18 protein-coding genes and 1 tRNA gene are annotated in these 21,155 nt (G+C 72.1%); 11 read left to right on the plus strand and 8 right to left on the minus strand.

Annotated features, from left to right (window positions below):
* Nucleotides 1-3 precede the first annotated feature (3 nt).
* The gene (locus tag ACZ67M_RS21535) at nucleotides 4-537 is read left to right on the plus strand and encodes a hypothetical protein (RefSeq protein WP_385803325.1); all 534 of its coding nucleotides are present in this window, start codon (nucleotides 4-6) and stop codon (nucleotides 535-537) included.
* Nucleotides 538-539: 2 nt separating this feature from the next.
* A complete protein-coding gene (locus ACZ67M_RS21540; protein ID WP_385865860.1) occupies nucleotides 540-1,211 on the plus strand; it encodes a hypothetical protein in 672 nt (223 codons plus the stop codon).
* Between the two features lie 88 nt (nucleotides 1,212-1,299).
* Here the strand turns inward: ACZ67M_RS21540 and pknB are convergent, their stop codons facing one another.
* The 6 genes from pknB to ACZ67M_RS21570 form a co-directional block, all read right to left on the minus strand.
* Nucleotides 1,300-3,309, minus strand: coding sequence for a Stk1 family PASTA domain-containing Ser/Thr kinase (gene pknB / locus ACZ67M_RS21545; protein ID WP_469852245.1), 2,010 nt, complete (start codon nucleotides 3,307-3,309; stop codon nucleotides 1,300-1,302).
* A gap of 190 nt (nucleotides 3,310-3,499) precedes the next feature.
* Nucleotides 3,500-4,972: a peptidoglycan D,D-transpeptidase FtsI family protein gene (locus tag ACZ67M_RS21550; protein WP_467320479.1), complete on the minus strand. Its 1,473-nt coding sequence runs from the start codon at nucleotides 4,970-4,972 to the stop codon at nucleotides 3,500-3,502.
* Complete coding sequence (locus tag ACZ67M_RS21555) at nucleotides 4,969-6,405, minus strand: FtsW/RodA/SpoVE family cell cycle protein (protein WP_122616596.1); 1,437 nt, start codon at nucleotides 6,403-6,405, stop codon at nucleotides 4,969-4,971. The genes ACZ67M_RS21550 and ACZ67M_RS21555 overlap by 4 nt, the downstream gene beginning before the upstream one ends.
* Before the next feature lie 27 nt (nucleotides 6,406-6,432).
* Nucleotides 6,433-7,986 carry a Stp1/IreP family PP2C-type Ser/Thr phosphatase gene (locus ACZ67M_RS21560; RefSeq protein ID WP_361356805.1) on the minus strand — a complete coding sequence of 518 codons (1,554 nt, stop codon included), beginning with the start codon at nucleotides 7,984-7,986 and terminating at the stop codon, nucleotides 6,433-6,435.
* 141 nt (nucleotides 7,987-8,127) lie between these two features.
* The gene (gene fhaB, locus ACZ67M_RS21565; protein WP_114528370.1) at nucleotides 8,128-8,643 is read right to left on the minus strand and encodes an antibiotic biosynthesis regulator FhaB; all 516 of its coding nucleotides are present in this window, start codon (nucleotides 8,641-8,643) and stop codon (nucleotides 8,128-8,130) included.
* Between the two features lie 10 nt (nucleotides 8,644-8,653).
* Entirely contained in the window at nucleotides 8,654-9,529 is an 876-nt protein-coding gene (locus ACZ67M_RS21570; protein WP_469852248.1) for an FhaA domain-containing protein, read from the minus strand.
* 518 nt (nucleotides 9,530-10,047) lie between these two features.
* Here ACZ67M_RS21570 and ACZ67M_RS21575 point away from each other — a divergent pair.
* Nucleotides 10,048-10,134 (plus strand) — tRNA-Leu (locus ACZ67M_RS21575).
* A 97-nt stretch (nucleotides 10,135-10,231) separates the two neighbouring features.
* On the opposite strand, the gene ACZ67M_RS21580 is transcribed toward ACZ67M_RS21575, so the two are convergent.
* Nucleotides 10,232-11,098: a carbohydrate-binding protein gene (locus tag ACZ67M_RS21580; protein ID WP_469852250.1), complete on the minus strand. Its 867-nt coding sequence runs from the start codon at nucleotides 11,096-11,098 to the stop codon at nucleotides 10,232-10,234.
* Between the two features lie 260 nt (nucleotides 11,099-11,358).
* Here ACZ67M_RS21580 and ACZ67M_RS21585 point away from each other — a divergent pair, with 260 nt between their 5' ends.
* The 6 genes from ACZ67M_RS21585 (at nucleotide 11,359) to ACZ67M_RS21610 (ending at nucleotide 17,160) form a co-directional block, all read left to right on the plus strand.
* Nucleotides 11,359-12,825: a DUF2252 domain-containing protein gene (locus ACZ67M_RS21585; protein ID WP_469852252.1), complete on the plus strand. Its 1,467-nt coding sequence runs from the start codon at nucleotides 11,359-11,361 to the stop codon at nucleotides 12,823-12,825.
* Between the two features lie 51 nt (nucleotides 12,826-12,876).
* Nucleotides 12,877-13,692 (plus strand): hypothetical protein, encoded by an 816-nt coding sequence (locus ACZ67M_RS21590; protein ID WP_361356816.1) that lies wholly within the window; start codon nucleotides 12,877-12,879, stop codon nucleotides 13,690-13,692.
* 59 nt (nucleotides 13,693-13,751) lie between these two features.
* Nucleotides 13,752-14,081 (plus strand): rhodanese-like domain-containing protein, encoded by a 330-nt coding sequence (locus ACZ67M_RS21595; RefSeq protein ID WP_361357216.1) that lies wholly within the window; start codon nucleotides 13,752-13,754, stop codon nucleotides 14,079-14,081.
* A 180-nt stretch (nucleotides 14,082-14,261) separates the two neighbouring features.
* On the plus strand, nucleotides 14,262-15,080 hold the full coding sequence (locus tag ACZ67M_RS21600; RefSeq protein WP_469852254.1) for a DUF5819 family protein: 819 nt from the start codon (nucleotides 14,262-14,264) through the stop codon (nucleotides 15,078-15,080).
* On the plus strand, nucleotides 15,077-16,402 hold the full coding sequence (locus ACZ67M_RS21605) for an HTTM domain-containing protein (RefSeq protein ID WP_392011257.1): 1,326 nt from the start codon (nucleotides 15,077-15,079) through the stop codon (nucleotides 16,400-16,402). Before ACZ67M_RS21600 ends, ACZ67M_RS21605 begins: the two co-directional genes overlap by 4 nt.
* Nucleotides 16,399-17,160 carry a TrmH family RNA methyltransferase gene (locus ACZ67M_RS21610; RefSeq protein WP_392011260.1) on the plus strand — a complete coding sequence of 254 codons (762 nt, stop codon included), beginning with the start codon at nucleotides 16,399-16,401 and terminating at the stop codon, nucleotides 17,158-17,160. The genes ACZ67M_RS21605 and ACZ67M_RS21610 overlap by 4 nt, the downstream gene beginning before the upstream one ends.
* A gap of 9 nt (nucleotides 17,161-17,169) precedes the next feature.
* Here the strand turns inward: ACZ67M_RS21610 and paaN are convergent, their stop codons facing one another.
* The gene (gene paaN, locus ACZ67M_RS21615) at nucleotides 17,170-18,861 is read right to left on the minus strand and encodes a phenylacetic acid degradation protein PaaN (RefSeq protein ID WP_469852257.1); all 1,692 of its coding nucleotides are present in this window, start codon (nucleotides 18,859-18,861) and stop codon (nucleotides 17,170-17,172) included.
* 162 nt (nucleotides 18,862-19,023) lie between these two features.
* Here paaN and ACZ67M_RS21620 point away from each other — a divergent pair, with 162 nt between their 5' ends.
* Nucleotides 19,024-20,541, plus strand: coding sequence for a 3-hydroxyacyl-CoA dehydrogenase (locus ACZ67M_RS21620; protein WP_469852259.1), 1,518 nt, complete (start codon nucleotides 19,024-19,026; stop codon nucleotides 20,539-20,541).
* Nucleotides 20,538-21,140, plus strand: a complete 603-nt coding sequence (locus ACZ67M_RS21625) for a TetR/AcrR family transcriptional regulator (protein WP_361356833.1) — start codon at nucleotides 20,538-20,540, stop codon at nucleotides 21,138-21,140. The genes ACZ67M_RS21620 and ACZ67M_RS21625 overlap by 4 nt, the downstream gene beginning before the upstream one ends.
* The last annotated feature ends 15 nt before the right edge of the window (nucleotides 21,141-21,155 follow it).

Here is a 21,155-nt window from a genome sequence, read left to right on the forward strand (position 1 = left end):
CGGATGACCCCGGGGAACAAGACCTTCCGGCCCGAGCGGCTCGCCTACCTGGGCGGGCTGGCGGTGATGGGCGTCGCGCTGCTGTTCCTGCTCGGCACCGGTGGCATCGTTGTCGCCGCCGTGCTGGGGATCCTGTGCGTCGGGATGGTCGCCGGAGGCCGTAGTGGCGTCCGGGCCGTCCGCGAGGGCGCGTGGGCGCGGCCCCGTACCTGGCTGTCACTGGGTGTGGCCGCTCTGTCGGCCGGTGTCGTCGGGTTCGCGGCCGCCTACCTGACCGGGATCCTCTCCGGAGGGCTCGACGTCGAGGAGGCCTGTGTCCACGGTCACGGCGTCCGCTACGACGACGCCTACCGGGAAGCGCACGCGGAAGAGTTCAGCCGCTGGTTCCCGCTGCACAGCAAGTGCAACGAGAACTTCGACCTCGTTCCCTCCTGGGTCAATCCGGCCATTGTGTTCTTCGTCCTGCTGGCGGCGGCGGGCGTGCTCTGCCTCGCCGCCGCGGTGGCGACCGCTCTGAGACCAAGGAGAGACAGATGATGATGGGCGAACTGACGAGGCGCCGCTTCGTGGGGGCGACGGCCGGTGTGGCGGGTGCGGCGGCCCTGACCTCGCTGCTGCCCGCCACGGCGGCCGTCGCGGCCGAGCCGGCCGGTGCGGCCGGTTCCTGGGCCGGGGAGCGCAGCAGCAACGGCTGGCCGCTCCTGGAGGCCCCGGAGACGTTCGGCGTCGAGGGCAGTGACCAGAAGGTGAGACTCGCCGGCGGTGACGCCGCCGTGGTCCTGCTGCACGTCGCGCGGCGCTTCCACTACGAGATCGGCGAGCTGCGGGCCGGCGAGATCCACGGGTGGACGGCCGACCGCCGGGTCGCGCAGGAGTACGAGTCGAACTACCTGTCCGGTACGGCGATCGCCGTGCGGCCCCTCTCGTATCCGGCCGGGGCGCGCGACGGCCTGTACCCGAACGAGCTGGTCGTGGTGCGGGACATCCTCGCCGAACTGGACGGCGTCGTCTCCTGGGGCGGCGATCTCACGCCGGTCAAGGAGTCCCACTTCGAGATCGCCGTGAAGCCCGGACATCCGCGGCTCAAGGGTGTCGCCCGCAAGATCGAGGGCTGGCGGAGGGGCCCCGGAGACGAGGGTGCCGGGGCGACCGACGCGTTCGACCCGGCACGCCGTGAGAAGGCCCGCGCCTTCGCCCGGCGCTCGGCGTAGGACGGCGCCCGGTTCCGCTCCGGGCAGACGAGAGCCCCGGTCCCTCCGCTGAGGGGCCGGGGCTCTTCGTTGCCGGGTGCGGCGCGGGTCAGTCGTCGCCGCGGAGGCCGCCGATGATGCCTCCGTTGTTACCGCCGTTGTTGCCGCCGTTGCCGCCCACGGTGGTGAGGGTGATCGGGGTGGCGGCGGGGTCGTCGACCTCGGTGCCGGGTTGCGGGTCCATGGCGATCACGGTCGCGTTGTCATCCCCCGGGGCGTTCGGTGCGACCTGGACGTTGGCGAAGCCGCTCTGCTGCAGGATCTGCCGAGCCTCCGCGAGCGTCTTGGTGCGGACCTCCGGCACCTTCGTCTTCGCCACGGCCTTGCCGACGACGATCGTGACCTTGGAGCCCTTGTCGACCTGCTGGTTCGCCGCGGGTGTGGTGGAGATCACCTTGTCGACCTGGTTCGGGTCCTGGGTCGGCTGGTCGGTGCAGGTGGCTTCCAGGTCGTTGTTCTGCATCTGGGCCTTGGCCTCGTCGCAGCTGCGGCCGACCACGTCCGGCACCGTGGCCTTCGCCTCGGCCTTGGCGACCTCCAGGGTCACCGTGGAGCCCTTCTCCAGCTCGCTGCCCGGGTCCGGGTCCTGGCTGAGGACCGTGCCCTCGTCCTGGGAGGACTCGGTCTGCTTGGTCTCGACCTCGAAGCCCTTGTTCTTCAGCTGCTCGGTGGCCGTGTCGACGTCCTTGTCGATGACGTTCGGCACGGCGACCTTCGGGGCGCCGGTCGAGACGACCAGGTTGACGGTGGACTGCTTGTCGACCGACGTCCCCTGCTTGGGGTCCTGGTCGCAGATGTTGCCCTTCTTCTGGTCCTCGCAGGGCTTCTGCGTGAAGGCCAGCTTGAGGTCGGCGTTGATCGCCAACTGGTCGGCGTCGGCCTTGGTCTGCCCGATGAATCCTGGGACGTCGACCTTGTCGTTGCCGGGTCCGCCGTCCCCGCTGAACGCGTACTTGCCGATCAGGATGGCGCCGACGAGGACGAGGACGCCCGCCAGGACCAGGAAGATCGTGGACGTGTTCGACTTGCGCGGCTGCTGCCGGCGCCGGTCGGGGCGGTCGTCGTAGCCGTAGCCGCCGTCGTCCGGGTTCATGGGCGGCAGCATGGTCGTGGCGCCGCCGCCCCCGTCCGAGCGCAGCGCGGTGGTCGGCTGGTCGTCGGGGTACGCCCCGTAGCCCCCCGCGGCCATGGCGCCCATCGCGGCGGTCGCGCCGACCGGCTGGCCGTCGAGGCACGCCTCGATGTCGGCCCGCATCTCGTCGGCCGACTGGTAGCGGTAGTCGGGGTCCTTGACCAGCGCCTTCAGCACGATCGCGTCCATCTCGGGCGTGATCTCGGGGTCGAAGACGCTCGGCGCCTGCGGTTCCTCACGTACGTGCTGGTACGCGACGGCGACCGGGGAGTCGCCGACGAAGGGCGGCCGCACGGTCAGCAGCTCGTAGAGCAGGCAGCCCGTGGAGTACAGGTCGGACCGCGCGTCGACCTGCTCGCCCTTGGCCTGCTCCGGGGAGAGGTACTGGGCGGTGCCGATCACCGCGGCGGTCTGCGTCATGGTCATGCCGGAGTCGCCCATCGCGCGGGCGATGCCGAAGTCCATGACCTTGACCTGGCCGTTGCGCGTGAGCATGACGTTGGCGGGCTTGATGTCGCGGTGGACGATGCCGGCCCGGTGCGAGTACTCCAGCGCCTGGAGGATGCCGATGGTCATCTCCAGCGTCCGCTCCGGCAGCAGCTTGCGGCCGGAGTGGAGCAGCTCACGGAGTGTGGAGCCGTCGACGTACTCCATGACGATGTACGGGATGGAGACCCCGTCGATGTAGTCCTCGCCCGTGTCGTAGACCGCCACGATCGCGGGATGGTTGAGCGAGGCGGCCGACTGGGCCTCCCGGCGGAAGCGGGCCTGGAAGGACGGGTCGCGCGCGAGGTCCGCGCGCAGCGTCTTCACCGCCACCTGGCGTCCGAGCCGGGTGTCATGAGCGTGGTAAACCTCCGCCATGCCACCACGGCCGAGCACCGGGCCCAGCTCGTACCGGCCGCCGAGGCGACGCGGCTCTTCCATAACTACCTACCAGCCCTCTCCGTCGGTCCCGACCGGCATGCTTGTACGGTCGGAGGCTGCCGTCCGGCCTACGGTACCCGGCTCGCTCTGTGTGCCTTGGCCAAGCCCGGCAGCCGATACAGGACCGGTATCGCAACGTGCGCCGATGTGAAGGGGACGTGATCGGAGTCACGTCCCGTTCATGGTGCGATTACTTCTTGCTGTCGATGACGGCCTCCATGACGTTCTTCGCGATCGGTGCCGCGAGGCCGCCGCCGGAGATGTCGTCGCGTACGGCGTTCTCGTCCTCGATCACCACGGCCACGGCGACCGGCGCGCTGCCGTCCTCGCCCTTGGCGTACGAGATGAACCAGGCGTAGGGGTTCTCCTTGTTGTCGACGCCGTGCTGTGCGGTACCGGTCTTGCCGCCCACGGTGACGCCGTCGATCTGCGCGTTGGTTCCCGTGCCGTCCTGGACGACGGTCTCCATCATGTCCTGGAGGACCTGGGCGTTGTCCGGGGAGAGCGGCTTGCTCATCTCCTCGGGGTCGGTCTTCTCGATGGTGTCGAGGTTCGGGGCCTGGAGTTCGTCGACCATGTACGGCTTCATCAGGGTGCCGTTGTTGGCGATCGCCGAGGTGACCATGGCCATCTGCAGCGGGGTCGCGGCGGTGTTGAACTGGCCGATGGAGGAGAGCGCGACCTCGGAGGGCGCCATGTCGTCGGAGAAGACGGAGGGGTTGGAGCGGACCGGGACGAACTGCTCCTCGGTGAAGCCGAACTTCTTGGCCTCCTCCAGCATCTTCTCGTTGCCGAGGTCGGAGCCGATCTTGCCGAAGACGGTGTTGCAGGACACCCGCAGCGCCTCGCGGAGCGTGGCGTTCTCGCAGGGGAGGTCGCCCTCGTTCTTCAGCTCGGTCGTGGTGCCCGGCATGGTCCACGGCAGCGGGGTCTCGGTCTTGTCGTCCGCCGAGGTGTACTTCTCGTTCTCCAGGGCGGCCGCCGCGGTGACCACCTTGAAGGTGGAGCCGGGCGGGTAGACCTCGCGCAGCGCGCGGTTGAGCATCGGGTCGTCGGGGTTGTTCTTCTTCTGGAGCTTGTTCCAGGCCTCCCCGGCCGCCTCGTTGCTGCCGGCGATCGAGGTGGGGTCGTACGACGGGTACGAGGCCATCGACAGGATCTTGCCGGTGGACGGTTCGAGCGCGACGACGGCGCCCTTGGCGCCCTGCTTCTTCAGACCGTCGTAGGCGGCCTTCTGGGCGGCGCTGTTGAGGGTGGTGACGACGTTGCCGCCCTCGCGCCTCTTGCCCGTGACCATGTCGAGGGTGTTGCGGAAGAACAGCCGGTCGTCGTTGCCCGTGAGGATGCCGTCGTCGATGGACTCGAGCTGGGTGGCGCCGTAGGCCTGGGAGACGTACCCGGTGACGGGCGCCCACATGGCGCCGTCCTTGTAGGTCCGCTTGTACTTGAAGTCGCCCTCGGTGGTGGCGTGTCCGGTGATGGCCTTGCCGTCGACGATGATGTCGCCGCGCGGGCTGGCGTACCGCTCGATGGCGACCCGGCGGTTGTGCTCGTCCTCCTTGAGGTCGTCGGCCTGGACGTACTGGAGCCAGTTGTCTCGGATGAGCAGGGTGAGGACGAGGAGGCCGCAGAAGATCGCGATCCGGCGCAGTGGCTTGTTCACGGTCGGACCACCTGGGTCATCTCGGCGTCGGGGCTGGCGGGAGCGGCGGGTGCCGGTCTGCGCGCGGTGTCGCTGATGCGCAGCAGGATGCCGATCAGTGCCCAGTTGGCGATGACGGAGGAGCCGCCGTAGGCCAGGAAGGGCATGGTCATACCCGTGAGCGGGATGAGGCCCATGACACCGCCGGCGACGACGAAGACCTGGAGGGCGAAGGCGCCGGAGAGGCCGATGGCGAGGAGCTTGCCGAAGGGGTCCCGGGCGGCGAGGGCGGTGCGCACGCCGCGCTCGACGATCAAGGCGTAGAGCAGGAGCAGCGCCATGAGGCCGGCGAGGCCCAGCTCCTCGCCGAACGTGGCGAGGATGAAGTCGGAGTTGGCGGCGAAGCGGATCAGCTCGGAGTGGCCCTGGCCCCAGCCGGTGCCGAGGGTGCCGCCGGAGCCGAAGGCCCACAGGGCCTGCATGGCCTGTTCGGAGTGGCCGCCGACGCCCGCGCGGGAGAGCGTGTACTCCTTCATCGGGTCGAGCCAGGCGTCCACGCGCTGCTGGATGTGCGGCTCGAAGCTGGCGACGCCGACGGCGCCGACGGCGGACATCAGCAGACCGAAGACGATCCAGCTGGTCCGCTCGGTGGCGACGTACAGCATGATCACGAACATGCCGAAGAAGAGCAGCGAGGTGCCGAGGTCGGTCTCGAAGACGAGGATGAGGATCGAGACCATCCACACCACGAGGATCGGTCCGAGGTCGCGGCCGCGCGGCAGGTAGAGACCCATGAAACGGCGGCTGGCCAGCGCCAGCGCGTCGCGCTTCACCATCAGGTAGCCGGCGAAGAAGATCGCGAGGACGATCTTGGCGAACTCGCCCGGCTGGATGGAGAAGGAGCCGACCTGGATCCAGATCTTGGCGCCGTAGATGTTCTTGCCGAGGCCCGGTACGAGCGGGAGCAGCAGCAGGAACAGGGCGCCGAGCATGGAGATGTAGGTGTAGCGCTGAAGGACGCGGTGGTCCTTGAGGAAGATCATGACCGCGACGAAGAGGGCGATGCCCATCGCCGTGTACATCAGCTGGCGCGGCGCGGCGGTGCCGGCCTGCTCGATGTCCTGGAGCAGCTCCGACTGGTCCAGCCGCCAGATGGCGACGAGTCCGAGCCCGTTGAGCAGAGTGGCCAGCGGAAGCAGCAGCGGGTCCGAGTACGGCGCGAACTTGCGGACGACGATGTGCCCGACGCCGGCCAGCAGGCCGAGGCCGAGGCCGTAGCTCAGCAGGCCGGCGGGCACCTCGTCGTTGATGGCCAGACCCACGTTGGCGTAGGCGAAGACCGGGATGAGGACGGCGAACACGAGCAGAGCCAGCTCGGTGTTGCGCCGGCTCGGGGCGCCGATGGCGCCGATCGTGGACGTGTGGTGCGTCGTCGAGTTGGTAGAACTGCTCATCGTGTGACGGGGCCTCTCACGGCTTGCCTACTGCTTACCGCACAGCGAGACGACCTTCTGCTCTTCCTCCGAGAGGGTCGGGCCGGAACCTGGGGTGGGTGCGGTCGGGGACTGGGACGACTCGGGTGCCTTCTGCGACTCCGACGCGTTCGGCGACGGGTTGGGTGTCGGTGAGGCCTTGGACGTGAAGGAGGCGGGGGTGGTTCCCGTGGTGCCGCCGGCCTCGCCCTCGCCCGTCTTGGCGTTCTCCTCGGTCGCCGCGGAGCGCCGGTCGGCCTGCTTCTTGCAGGCGGAGGCCTGCACCGCCAGCTCCTCGATCTTCGCCCGCGCGTCGGCCAGGTCGCCCTCGGCGATGGTGGCCTCGACGAGTTTCTGCTGGTAGGGCGGCAGGTACTTGAGTTCGATCTCGGGGTGGTCCTTCTGGACCTTCGAGAGCGAGACCCAGGCGAGGTCCTGGCTGATGCCGCGGTACAGGGCGACGTGGTCGTCGTTGGTGCCGACGTAGTACTGGGTCTGGGTCCAGCGCCAGCCGCCGTAGGTGCCGCCGCCGATGACGGCGAGGGCGAGCACCGTGTAGAGGGATCTCTTCAGCCACCTGCGGCCCCTGCGGGGCTTGACGAAGTCGTCGGGGCCGTAGTCGTCGAAGCCGCCCGCCGGGACGTATCCGGTGGTGTCGCCGCTGCCGGGCGGGCCGAACTCGCCGCCCCCGCCGTGCTGTCCGCCTTGGCGGCCGAGGCCGGCGGCGCGGCCGGCCGGGGTCTGCATGATGCCGTTGTCGCCCATCTGGGCCTGGTTCTCGGCGACGGCGCCGACGACCACGGGGGTGTCGGAGAGCTGCCCGGCGAGGGTGTCGCCGGTGTCGAGGTCCAGGACGTCGGCGACGATGACGGTGATGTTGTCCGGGCCGCCGCCGCGCAGGGCGAGCTGGATCAGCTCCTGGACGGTCTCCTGGGGGCCCTGGTAGCTGGCGAGGGTGTCCTCCATCGTCTGGTGGGAGACGACGCCGGAGAGCCCGTCGGAGCAGATGAGGTAGCGGTCACCGGCCCGCACTTCGCGGATGGACAGGTCGGGTTCGACGTGGTCGCCGCTGCCGAGGGCGCGCATCAGCAGGGAGCGCTGCGGGTGGGTGCCCGCCTCCTCCTCGGTGATCCGTCCCTCGTCGACGAGGCGCTGCACCCAGGTGTGGTCCTGCGTGATCTGGGTGAGGACGCCGTCGCGCAGCAGGTAGGCCCGCGAGTCGCCGACGTGCACCATGCCCAGGCGCTGGCCGGTCCACAGCAGCGCGGTCAGCGTGGTGCCCATGCCCTCCAGGGCGGGGTCCTCCTCGACCATCTGCCGCAGCTGGTCGTTGGCGCGCTGCACGGCGGCGCCGAGGGAGGTGAGGACGTCGGAGCCGGGCACGTCGTCGTCGAGGGCGACGATGGTGGAGATCACCTCGGAGGAGGCGACCTCACCGGCGGCCTGGCCGCCCATGCCGTCGGCGATGGCGAGCAGGCGCGGACCGGCGTAGCCGGAGTCCTCGTTGCCCTCCCGGATCATGCCCTTGTGCGAACCGGCGGCGAAGCGCAGTGACAGACTCATGCGCACCTCGCCCGTCGGCTCCGGGTACAGCCGGTCGTGTCGAGCCACACTGCCCACCCTCCGGTCGGGAGCGCGCCGGGGCCCGGGGTGCCGGCCGCCGCCGCGTGCTCGCTCCGCTCGCGCTCTTTCATTGGTGTAGCACTACTTCCGCAGCTCGATGACGGTCTTGCCGATGCGGATCGGCGAACCCGGCCCGATCGGTGTCGGCGTCGTCAGCCGGGACCGGTCCAGGTAGGTGCCGTTGGTGGAGCCCAGGTCCTCGACGATCCACTGCCCGTTCTGGTCCGGGTAGATCCTGGCATGGCGGCTGGACGCGTAGTCGTCGTCCAGCACGATCGTCGAGTCGTGTGCCCGGCCGAGCGTGATGGTCTGCCCCTGGAGGGCAACGGTGGTGCCGGTGAGAGTGCCTTCCGTCACGACCAGCTTGGTGGGCGCGCCCCGGCGGCCGCGGCCGCCGCCGGACTGCTGGCGCTGCGGCGGAGGCGCCTGGTTCTGGCGCGCGGCCTGCTGCGGTCGGGCGGCTTCGCGCCGCGCTCCGCGCTGGGTGACCCGCGTGCCGAACAGGTCGCTGCGGATGACCTGCACGGCCACGATCACGAACAGCCACAGTACGGCGAGAAAACCCAGCCGCATGACCGTGAGGGTCAGCTCTGACATTGCCCCCGGATCACCCTTCGGCTTGCCTGTAGATAACGGTGGTGCTGCCCACGACGACGCGGGAGCCGTCGCGGAGCGTAGCGCGGGTTGTGTGCTGCCCGTCCACCACGATGCCGTTCGTGGACCCGAGGTCCTGGATCGTCGAGGGCGTTCCGGTCCGGATCTCGCAGTGCCGGCGGGAGACGCCGGGGTCGTCGATGCGCACATCGGCCTCGGTGCTGCGGCCGAGGACCAGGGTCCCGCGGGAGATCTGGTGGCGGTTGCCGTTGATCTCGACCCAGTGGCGCATGCGTCCGCCGGACGCGGGTGCGGCCGGTGGCTGCTGGCCGCCGGCGGGCTGCGGGTAGCCGTAACCGCCGGGGCGTGAGCCGGACGGCGGCGCGGACGGCATGGGCGGGGCGCCGGTGGGCGCGGCGGCCGGCGGGTAGCCGTAGCCACCGCCCGGGGCGCCGGGCGCCGGGGGGGCCGCGGGGCCCGCCGGGGCCGGGCCGCCGCCCTGGTGGCTGCTGGAGGAGGAGGCGAGCGTACGGCTGCGCACCCGGTACAGGCCGGTGTCGAGGTCGTCCGCCTTCTCCAGGTGGACCTTGATCGGTCCCATGAAGGTGTAGCGCTGCTGCTTGGCGTAGTCGCGGACCATGCCGGCCAGCTCGTCGCCGAGCTGGCCCGAGTACGGGCTGAGCCGCTCGAAGTCGGGCGTGCTCAGCTCCACGATGAAGTCATTGGGTACGACGGTGCGGTCGCGGTTCCAGATGGTCGCGTTGTTGTCGCATTCGCGCTGGAGCGCTCCCGCGATCTCCACGGGCTGCACCTCGGACTTGAACACCTTCGCGAAGGTGCCGTTGACCAGACCTTCGAGACGCTGCTCGAACTTCTTCAGGACTCCCATGGGGCACCTCCTCCGTCGCTGCCGACCTGTCCACTGCCTTGCGTACTGCTGCCTTGCGTACTGCCGGTGTGCGCACCGCTCGTCCGTGCACTGTCCACCTGGTACTGCTTACTGATCGTATCCACGCGCCGCTCGATCGGCTGGTTCCCCCTGTCGGCCCGGTCGACGGGTGTCGACGCCTCTCGGAGTTCCCGCTGGAGCCGTCCTTCGAACTCCCGGGGACCTTCGGGATGCGCTCCCTCGGGTACTCATGCCCAGGATCGTAGAGGCGGCCGCAGACCAGTGTCCCGCACCTGACTGCGGACCCCTACCGGCTCCTGGTGAGACGGGCCGTACCGGTACGAGGTTGATACGTGAACGGCTACGGGTCGAGACGAGTGCCCGGGAGCGGGGCGGGCGCCCTGCTCCCGGCCGTGAAGGGATGTGAATCCACCCCTGGCAGCGTGCTAATGTTCTCGTGTCGGAAGGGGCCAGGCCGCAAGCCAAGGCGAGGCAGGGCACCGGAAGACACACCCAATGCGCGGGTGGCGGAATAGGCAGACGCGCTGGATTCAGGTTCCAGTGCCCGCAAGGGCGTGGGGGTTCAACTCCCCCCTCGCGCACCAGCCGAAAGCCCCCCAGGTCTCGGACCTGGGGGGCTTTCGCATGCCCGGACGCGGGACGCGGGGAGTGGTCCGCGAGCGGCCTGCTGTGAGGAAGGTCTCAGGACTCGGGGCGCCACAGGGCCGGCACGTTGGGCGGCTCCCAGCCCGTCGTCGCGGTGTGCGCCTGGAGGCAGCGGTAGGCGCGGCCACCGTACGTCACGCGGTCGCCCGCGGTGTAGGAGCGGCCGGGTGCCCAGGTGCCGCTCGGCGGGTCGGTGGGCGGGTCGGTGGGGTCGGGGCCGGGACCGCCGTCCACGTTCAGGACGAAGTCGAAGGTGGCCTCCCTGCCGCCGCCCCCGGCGCGGACGTTCATCAGCAGCGCCGGGTCGAAGAGCGCGTCCGTGGCGTTGCGGGGTTCGCCGGGGAAGTAGAGCTGGGTGGTCAGCACGGGCTGGCCGGGTGCTTGCGCCTTGACGTGGAGGTGCCGGGTGCGGCCCGGGTAGAGGCCCGGGACGATCGTGCGCAGGGTGAAGGCGCCGGTGGCGTCGGTGAACTGGTGGCCGCGGAAGGCGTATCCGGCCATGTCGTAGGCGCCGGCGTTGTCCGCCTGCCAGAAGTCGAGGAGCACGCCGGGCAGCGGGGCGCAGTTCCGTCCGAAGACGTAGCCGGCGACGGTCAGCGGGGTGCCGACGGTGCCGGGTGTCACCAGGCTGGTGCGCCGCGGGGAGTTCGGCTTGAAGTACGGGCCCTCCATCTGGTCCGGCGTCGGGTCGTCGCCGTCGTCGCAGTAGGGGGTCGGCGTCAGCGTGCGGCCGGTGGAGGAGCGGGCGGCGTCCCTTGCGAGCGCGACGGAGCCGGTGGCGAGGAGCGGGACGGCGGCGCCGGCGGCGACCGCGGCCCTGAGGAGTGCCTTGCGGCTGAGGGCGCGGTCGGTGCCGCTGCCGGTGCCGGGGTTGTCGGGGGGTGTGGGGGCGTCGGGGGTCATGGGGTTCCTCGGTCTCCTCGGTGGGTGGTCCCCGGGGCGGCCGGACGGGAGGTGCGGCGTCCGGGACGTCGGGGGCCGGGGGCAGGGAGCGCTGGAAACCGTAGGCGCGCACCCTGGGCCGCGGGCACCTCCTGTTCCGCCCTCTGCCCGGCGTTATGCGAGCGGGGCCGGAGCGTGTACGGCAGGTTCGGCCGGAGGTACGGTCGGGGCGCGTATCGGCAGGCGTGGCGCGACGGACGAGTACGGGGAAGGCGGCCGGGATGAGCGGGGCGACGGCGGGGGCGGTCACGGAGTCGGCGGCCGGGGTGGTGCCGGGGGCGCGCGCGGAGGGCGCGGACGGGGGCGTGCGGGTGCCGGTCGTGCCGGGATTCGCGCGGTGGCCCGCGGAGGGCTCGCCGAAGGCGGAGGGCAAGGCCGTGCGCACCCGCGTCCCGCGCTCCGCGCACGCCGCGCTGGACCTGGACGCCGGCCGCCCGGATGTGCTCGCCGCGGTCGAGGAGTCGAACCGGGGCCGCATCCCCGGGCTCGCCCCGCTGCGGGCCGGGCGGATGGCGGCCACGCCGTTCGCCTTCCTGCGCGGGTCGGCGGGCCTGATGGCGTACGACCTGGCGCGTACGCCGATGACCGGGATCGGCGCCCAGATCTGCGGCGACGCGCACGCGGCGAACTTCGGTCTCTACGGTGACGCCCGCGGCGGCATGGTCATCGACCTCAACGACTTCGACGAGACGGTCCACGGCCCCTGGGAGTGGGATCTCAAGCGGCTCGCCGCGTCGCTCGTCCTCGCGGGCCGGGAGGCCGGCGCCGACGAGGACACCTGCCGCGGGGCCGCCCACGGCGCGACGGGTGCCTACCGGCGCACCATGCGGCTGCTGGCCAAGCTTCCGGCGCTGGACGCGTGGAACGCCATCGCGGACGAGGAACTGGTCTCCCACACCGACGCCCACGACCTGCTCGGCACCCTGGAGCGGGTGGCCGAGAAGGCGCGGGCCAACACCAGCGGGCGCTTCGCGGCCAAGTCGACCGAGGCCACCGAGGAGGGCGGGCGGCGCTTCGTGGAGGCGCCGCCGGTGCTGCGCCGGGTGACGGACCCGGAGGCGGCGACGGTCGCGGCGTCCCTGGAGCAGTACCTGGCCACGCTCTCCGAGGACCGGCTGCCGCTGCTGGCCCGGTACGCGGTGCACGACGTCGCGTTCCGCGTCGTGGGCACCGGCAGCGTGGGCACGCGGTCCTACGTCGCGCTGCTCCTGGACCACCGGGGCGAACCGCTCGTCCTCCAGGTCAAGGAGGCCCGGCCGTCCGCGCTGCTGCCCCACCTGGCGACGGCCGGCTTCGACGTCCCCGAGCCCGGGCACGAGGGCCGCCGGGTGGTCATGGGACAGAAGCGGATGCAGGTGGTCAGCGACATGCTGCTGGGCTGGACCACGGTCGACGGGCGGCCGTTCCAGGTGCGGCAGTTCCGCAACCGCAAGGGCAGCGTCGACGCCACGGCCCTGGCCGCCGACCAGCTGGACGACTACGGCCGCATGACGGGCGCCCTGCTGGCCCGCGCCCACGCGCACAGCGCCGACCCGCGGGCCGTCGCCGGCTACTGCGGCAAGAACGAGGAGCTGGACGAGGCGGTGGCCACCTTCGCCGTCGCCTACGCCGACCGGACGGAGGCGGACCACGCCGTACTGGCCGCCGCGGTGCGCAGCGGGCGGGTGGCGGCCGAGCTGGGGGTGTGAGGGGTCTCGCGGCCCGCCGGGGCGGACCCGATCGTGGCCTAGGCTGGACGGGTGACGACGCCCGAAGCTGAGCCCGAGCAGGGGGGTGCGCCGCGTCCCGAGGAACGGCTGGAACAGGCCGTACGGGCCGCCGAGCAGGCACTCATCGAGTACGAGATCGCGCTGGAGACCTTCCGGGTGGAGGTCGAGAACTTCTCGCGGCTGCACGAACAGCGGCTCGGCCCGGTGTACGCGCGTCTGGAGGAGCTGGAGGCGCAGATCCTGGAGGCCAGGGCGGCGCGCACCGGCGACGCCGCCGACCGGGAGCGGGCCGACGAGGCCCGGGCCCGGCTGATGCCGATCCCCGGGGTCGAGGAGCTGCTGAACGGCTGGATGGACGGGGACGGGCTGTTCCCGGAGGCCACGGCGATGCTCACGGACCAGGCGGTACGGCCCCCGCAGCGGGTGCGGCCGAGCGAGGAGGCCCGCAAGCTCTACCGCGAGCTGGCCCGCAAGGCCCACCCCGACCTGGCCCAGGAGGAGGACGATCGGGTCCGGCGCGAGGAGTTCATCACCCGTGTCAACGCCGCCTACGCCCGCGGCGACGCGGCGCAGCTGCGTGAGCTGGCCGAGGAGTGGGCCGCCGGGCCGGTGCCCGAGCGGCGCCCGAGCCGGGGCGAGGAGCTGTACGCCCGTCTGGAGTGGCTGGACCGGCGCAAGGAGATGCTGACGCTGCTCGCCAAGGAGCTGGAGGAGAGCGCGATCGGCGCCATGCTGCGGCTGGCCCCGGACGACCCCGACCGGCTCCTCGAGGAGATCGCCGAGCAGCTCGCCACCCAGGTGCGGGAGCGCGAGGCGGAGCTGGCGGCGGCGCTCGGCCGGGACTGAGCGGCACGGACCCGGGCGGCGGCTCGGGTAGCGTCTGGGGCATGAGTTTCGGAGCTGGTGTGCCCACGGTCGGGGTCGGAGACCTCAAGGACGGCGACTTCCTGCTGGACGTCCGCGAGGACGACGAGTGGCAGGCGGGTCACGCCGCCGGGGCGCTGCACATTCCCCTCAGCGAGTTCGTGGCCCGGTACGGCGAGCTGGCCGAGGCCGCGCCGCAGGACGGCAGGATCCACGTGCTCTGCCGCGTCGGCGGGCGTTCGGCGCAGGTCACCATGTACCTGGTCCAGCAGGGCGTCGACGCCGTGAACGTCGACGGCGGCATGCAGGAGTGGGCCGCGGCCGGCCGGGCGGTCGTGGACGAGAAGGGCGAGCCGGGGCACGTTCTCTAGGCTGTCCCGTGATCCCGCGGATGTGGTGACGGCCACGGTGCGGCCGGTCCGCCGGGGGATGTGCGGGCGGCCGGTCCTGAGTACCGTTCCCGTTCGAACGTGGCCGGGCGGCCGGGCTGTGCCGCGCGGGCGCCCCGCGGTGCGCGGGCGGATGGACGGATCGGGACCGAACGGGGCGGAATGGAAGCGTACGACACAGGCTCGGGCGCCCGGCAGGGGCGGGACGGGCAGGAGGACCCGGTCGGGTCCGACGGGGCGCCGGAGGAGACCGGCGGGGCGGCCGGGGCCACCGGTGCCTCCCAGGCCGCGGCACCCCGCACCGGAGTCGCCGCGCTCTCCCCGCGCTACCAGGTCGGTGCCGTGGTCGCCCTCGCGGTCGTCGCGATCGCCGTCTGCGCCCACATAGGCCTGGTGTTCCTGCACGTGGCGCCGTCCAACACCCTCACCAAGCAGCACGGCGAGGCGGTGGACGAGTGGGTCTTCCCGGAGTTCGAACAGAACTGGAAGCTGTTCGCGCCCAACCCGCTCCAGCAGAACATCTCGGTCCAGGTCCGCGCCGACGTGAGCACGGCGGACGGCGAGATACGCACGACCGGCTGGTACGACCTGTCCGCGGAGGACGGCCGCGCCATCGACGGCAATCCGCTGCCGAGCCACACCCAGCAGAACGAACTCCGGCGGGCCTGGGACTTCTTCGTCTCCAGCCACGACTCCGACAACCGGCCGGTGGGCATGCGGGGCACCCTCTCCGAGACCTACCTGCGGCACATCGCCGTCCAGCGGCTGGAGCGGAACGACGCCGCCGGAGAGGGCGGGACCGTCGAGCGCGTCCAGTACCGGTCGCGGACCACCAACGTGGAGCCGCCGTCGTGGACCGGTGAGAAGGTCTCCGACCGGCCGGCCTACCGCGAGCTGCCCTGGTGGACGGTGCCCGGCGGCACGGGCCCGGAGGACGGCGGCGCGGCCGACGGCGCCGTGACGAACGGGGGTGCCGCGTGAACGGCATCGCGCTCTCGGTCTCCCGCGCCATCGCCCGCGTCACCGGCGCCGCGCTCGGCCCGTACCAGACGGCCGTGATCCGTATCGGCTTCAGCGCCACCTGGCTGCTCTTCCTGCTGCGCGAACTCCCCCACCGGAGCGAGCTGTACGGCCCCGAGAGCCCCTGGAGCCACGATCTCGCCGAGCAACTGATTGCGGACAACGGTGCCTTCACGGCGCTGATGTGGTCCGACTCGGCGACCTGGTTCGAGATCGTCTACGCGCTGGCCGTGCTGAGCAGCGTGCTGCTCCTGCTGGGCTGGCGCACCCGGACCATGTCCGTGCTGTTCATGGTCGGGGTGCTCTCGCTGCAGAACCGCAGTGTCTTCATGGGTGACGGCGGCGACAACGTCCTGCACCTGATGAGCATCTACCTGGTCCTCACCCGCTGCGGCCTGGTCTGGTCGCTGGACGCCCGCCGGGCGCGGCGCGGCGCGGAGGCACGCGCGCGTGGGGAGCGAGTCCGGGACCGGGTCGGGCCGCTGCTGTGGTCCGTGTTCGGCTTCGTCCTGCTCACCGTGACGCTCGCGGGCGGGATGGACGGCGACTGGTTCGTCCCCGCGCTGCTGTGGGCGGTGTGGGTGGCGCTGGGCATCGGCTGGGTCGTCGGGCGCGCGGCCGAGGGCAGCCAGCCGCGGATCCTGCTGGACGTGGTCACCGACATCGTGCACAACGGCGCGCTTTTCGTGATCATGGCCGAGGCGTGTCTGATCTACGCGACCGCCGGGTGGTACAAGATCCAGGGCTCGCGCTGGCAGGACGGCACGGCCGTCTACTACCCGCTGCACCTGGACTACTTCTCGCCCTGGCCCGCGCTCTCGGACGCCCTGGCCGGCAACGGCACCATGGTCATGCTCATCACCTACGGCACGGTCGTCGTACAGGTCGCCTTCCCGTTCACGCTGTTCAACCGGCGGGTCAAGAACGTACTGCTGGCCGCCATGATGACCGAGCACGCGGTGATCGCCGTGACGCTCGGGCTGCCGTTCTTCTCGCTGGCGATGATCGCCGCCGACGCGGTGTTCCTGCCGACGTCGTTCCTGCGCCGCCTGGGCGACGGGGCCACGCGCGCGCGTGCGCGGCTGCTGGGCCGGCTGCCGGCCGGGTTCCCCGGCGGAGGCGGGAGCGAGGGCGGGGCGGGCCGTGCGGCCACGGTGCCGGGCCCGCGGGCCGGATCCGGCGAGGAGGGCCCCGGAGAGGGGTCCGAGGGGGACAAGCGCTCCGGGGAGGGGCCCGAGGGGCCCGAGGGCTCCGAGCAGACCCACGTAGGCTTCAAGGCATGACCGAGCCCGACCCGTTGGCCGCCTGGCGCCGGCACGCCGGGCCGTGTGTCCTGCTGGACGGCTTCCACGCGCTCAAGCACGCGCTGCGGTTCGGGGCCCGGGTGCCGGTGGCCGTCACCACCGACCGCGCGGCCGCCCTCGCCCTCGCCGGCGAACTGGCGCCCGACGTGCGCGACACCCTGGACGGTCTGCTGGCCGAGGTGCCGCCCGAGGCGTACGCGTCGCTGGTGGCGCGGCCGCACCCCACGGCGGTGGCCGCCCTGGCGGTACGGCCCTCGCGGGCGGCCGGTCTGGAGGCGCTGGCGCGCAGGCCCCGCCACGCCCCGGTGGTGGTGCTGGACCAGCCGCGCAACCTCGGCAACGCGGGCGCGGTGATCCGGCTGGCCGCCGGGTTCGGGGCGACCGGCGTGGTCACCACCGGCACGCTCGACCCCTGGCACCCCACGGTGGTGCGGGGCGGGGCCGGGCTGCACTTCGCGACGGTCGTGGAGCGGCTGGAGGTGGCGGAGCTGCCGCCGGGGCCGGTCTTCGCGCTGGACCCCGAGGGCGAGGACATCCGCGGGCTCCGGCCGCCGGACGACGCGCTGCTCGCGTTCGGCTCCGAGCGCAGCGGTCTCTCGCGGGAACTGCGGGCGCGGGCCGACCACCTGGTGGCGCTGCCCATGCGCCCCCAGGTCTCCAGCTACAACCTCGCGACCAGTGTGGCCATGACGCTGTACCACTGGAGCGCCACCGGGGGCGCACCGCGGGTGCCGTAGGAACGGGCCCTAGGCGGGCCGGCGGACCTCCACCACGCGGAAGCGGTTGGCGACGAAGGCGCCGTCGCACAGGGCCGCGTTGGCCGCCGGGTTGCCGCCGGAGCCGTGGAAGTCGGAGAAGGCGGCCGTCTGGTTGACGTACACCCCGCCCGTGAGGTTGAGGGAGAGCTGGGCGGCCTCGTCCAGGCAGACCTCGGTCACGGCCTCCTCGAACTGCGGGTCGGTGGTGTACGCGCCGACCGTCATCGCGCCCTTCTCCCGGACGCTGTGCCGCAGCAGCTCCACGGCGTCGGCGGCGGAGTCGACGGCGACGGCGAAGGAGACCGGGCCGAAGCACTCGCTGGTGTAGACGGCCTCGTCACCGGGCTTGGCGCCGTCCAGCTTGACGATCACCGGGGTGCGCACGACCGCGTCCGGGAACTCCGGGTTGGTGATCTCGCGGGAGGCCAGGGCGACCTCGCCGAGTCCGGCGGCGGCCTCCAGGCGGGCCTTGACGTCCGGGTTGACGATGGCGCCGAGCAGCGCGTTCGCGCGGGCGTCGTCACCGAGGAGGCCGTCGACGGCGCGCGCCAGGTCGGCGGTCACCTCGTCGTAGGACTTGGGGCCCTGGTCGGTGCGGATGCCGTCGCGGGGGATCAGCAGGTTCTGCGGGGTGGTGCACATCTGGCCGCTGTACAGGGACAGCGAGAAGGCCAGGTTGGCGAGCATCCCCTTGTAGTCGTCGGTCGACTCGACGATCACCGTGTTGACGCCGGCCTTCTCGGTGAAGACCTGCGCCTGGCCGGCGTTGGCCTCCAGCCAGTCGCCGAAGGCGGTGGAGCCGGTGTAGTCGATGATCCGGATTTCGGGGCGGGTCGCGAGGGTCTTGGCGATGCCCTCGTCGGGGCGCTCGGCGGCCAGCGCGACCAGGTTCGGGTCGAAGCCGGCCTCGGCGAGCACGTCGCGGGCGACCTGCACGGTGAGGGCGAGCGGCAGCACCGCGCGGGGGTGGGGCTTGACCAGGACCGCGTTGCCGGTGGCGAGGGAGGCGAACAGGCCCGGGTAGCCGTTCCACGTCGGGAAGGTGTTGCAGCCGATGACCAGGCCGATGCCCCGCGGCACCGGCGTGAACCCCTTGGTGAGCGCGAGCGGGTCGCGCTTGCCCTGGGGCTTGGTCCACTCCGCGGTGTCGGGGGTGCGGGCCTGCTCCACGTACGCGTAGGCCACGGCCTCCATGCCGCGGTCCTGGGCGTGCGGGCCGCCCGCCTGGAAGGCCATCATGAAGGCCTGCCCGGAGGTGTGCATGACCGCCTGGGCGAACTCCATGGTCCGCGCGCCGATCCGGCGGAGGATCTCCAGGCAGACCATCGCGCGCAGCTCGGCGCCCGCGTCCCGCCACGCCTTCTGGCCGGCCCTCATGGCGGGCAGCAGCACGTCGAGGTCCGCGTGCGGGTACTGGACGCCCAGCTCGACTCCGTACGGGGAGACCTCGCCGCCGACCCAGTCGTCGGTGCCGGGCTGGCCGAGGTCGAGGCGGGTGCCGAGCAGGGCGTCGAAGGCGGCCTTGCCCCCGGCCATGTCCAGGCTGCCGTTCTCCCCGTAGGCCTTGGGGTGCTCGGGGTGGGGGGACCAGTACGCGCGCGTGCGGATCGTCTCCAGCGCCAGGTCCAGGGTCGGCCGGTGCTGGGCGATCAGCTGGTGTGCGGTGAGTTCGGCGGCCATGCGGGACCAACTCCTCGTCTCCCACAAACTCGCCGTCGAGTTCGTGGACCTGGGGGAAACCTGGGCAGGAACGGGCGGACACGGTTAGAGTAACCGAACGATCGGTCGGGACAAGGGGGACCGCCGCATCTGTGGAAAACCCCGTGCGGGAGGATCGCGCACATGACAGCACTCGACCTCAGCAGCCCCGTGGCCGTCGTCGGTACCGGCACCATGGGCCAGGGCATCGCCCAGGTGGCGCTGGTCGCGGGTCATCCCGTACGGCTGTACGACGCCGTCCCGGGCCGGGCCCGGGAGGCGGCCGACGCGATCGGCGCCCGGCTCGACCGGCTCGTCGAGAAGGAACGGCTCACCGGCCCGGAGCGCGACGCCGCCCGCGCCCGGCTGACGCCCGCCGGGGCGCTCTCCGAGCTGGCCGACTGCGCCCTGGTCGTCGAGGCCGTCGTGGAGCGGCTGGACGTGAAGCAGGAGCTGTTCCGGGCGCTGGAGGGCGTCGTCGGCGACGACTGCCTGCTCGCCACCAACACCTCCTCCCTGTCCGTCACCGCCATCGCCGGCGGGCTCGGCAGCCCCGGCCGCTTCGTCGGCCTGCACTTCTTCAACCCCGCGCCGCTGCTGCCGCTGGTGGAGGTCGTCTCCGGCTTCGCCACCGACCTCTCGTCGGCCACGCGCGCGTACGAGACGGCCCGCGCCTGGGGCAAGACCCCGGTCGCCTGCGCCGACACCCCCGGTTTCATCGTCAACCGCATCGCCCGGCCCTTCTACGCCGAGGCCCTCGCCGTGTACGAGGACCAGGGCGCCGACCCGGCCACCATCGACGCCGTGCTGCGCGAGTCGGGCGGCTTCCGCATGGGCGCCTTCGAGCTGACCGACCTCATCGGCCAGGACGTCAACGAGTCCGTCACGCACTCCGTGTGGCAGGCGTTCTTCCAGGACGTGCGGTTCACGCCGTCGCTGGCCCAGCGCCGCCTGGTCGAGTCCGGGCGCCTCGGCCGCAAGAGCGGGCAGGGCTGGTACGACTACCGGGACGGCGCCGAGCGGCCCGAGCCGCACACCGCCGAGCCGGCCGACCCGCCCGCGTACGTCGTCGCCGAGGGCGATCTGGGGCCGGCCGCCGAGGTGCTCGCGCTGATCCGCGAGGCGGGCATCGAGGTGCGCGAGGAGGCCGAGGACAACGGCACGCGGCTGGTCCTGCCCGGCGGCGGGCAGCTCGTGCTCGCCGACGGCCAGACCTCGGTGGAGTTCCGGGACGTCGTCCACTTCGACCTCGCGCTCGACTACCGCGCGGCGACGCGTGTCGCCCTCGCCGCCGCGCGGAGCACCTCCCCGCGCACGGTCGCCGAGGCCACGGGCCTGTTCCAGGCGCTCGGCAAGAAGGTCAGCGTCATCGGGGACGTCCCCGGCATGATCGTCGCCCGCACGGTCGCGCGGATCGTCGACCTGGCCGTGGAGGCGGTCGCCAAGGGCGTGGCGACCGAGGAGGACGTCGACACCGCGATGCGCCTCGGTGTGAACTACCCGCTGGGGCCGCTGGAGTGGAGCCGTCGCCTCGGCGGCGACTGGGCCTGCTCGGTCCTCGGCCACCTGCACGAGTGCGCGCCCACGGGCCGGTACGCGCCGTCCCTGGCGCTGTACCGCCACGCGTACGCCGCCGACAAGCAGGAGGGCACCCCCTCATGACCACCGCCAGGCGCGACACGTACACGCCCGAGACGCTGCTCTCCGTCGCCGTGCAGGTCTTCATCGAGCGCGGCTACGACGGCACCTCCATGGAGCACCTCTCCAAGGCCGCCGGGATCTCCAAGTCGTCCATCTACCACCACGTCACGGGCAAGGAGGAGCTGCTGCGCCGCGCGGTGAGCCGGGCGCTGGACGAGCTCTTCGGGATCCTCGACGAGGAGCACGCGCGCTCGGGGTCCGCCGCCGGGCGCCTGGAGTACGTCGTGCGCCGCATGGTCGAGGTGCTGATGGCCGAACTGCCTTACGTGACGCTGCTGCTGCGGGTGCGCGGCAACACGGACACCGAGCGGTGGGCGCTGGAGCGGCGGCGGGAGTTCGACCACCGGGTCGCCGCCCTGCTGAAGGCCGCGGCGGCCGAGGGGGACGTCCGCGCGGACGTGGAGGTGCGGCTCGCGACCCGCCTGGTCTTCGGCATGATCAACTCGATCGTCGAGTGGTACCGCCCCGAGGGTCCCGACGGCCGGGCGGGCGCGGGCGAGCGCGAGGTGGCCGACGCCGTGGCGCGGCTGGTCTTCGGCGGGCTGCGCAACCCCTCCTAGGCCGTGGCGCCCGGC

The sequence above is a fragment of the Streptomyces sp. NPDC107500 genome, from assembly GCF_055582785.1.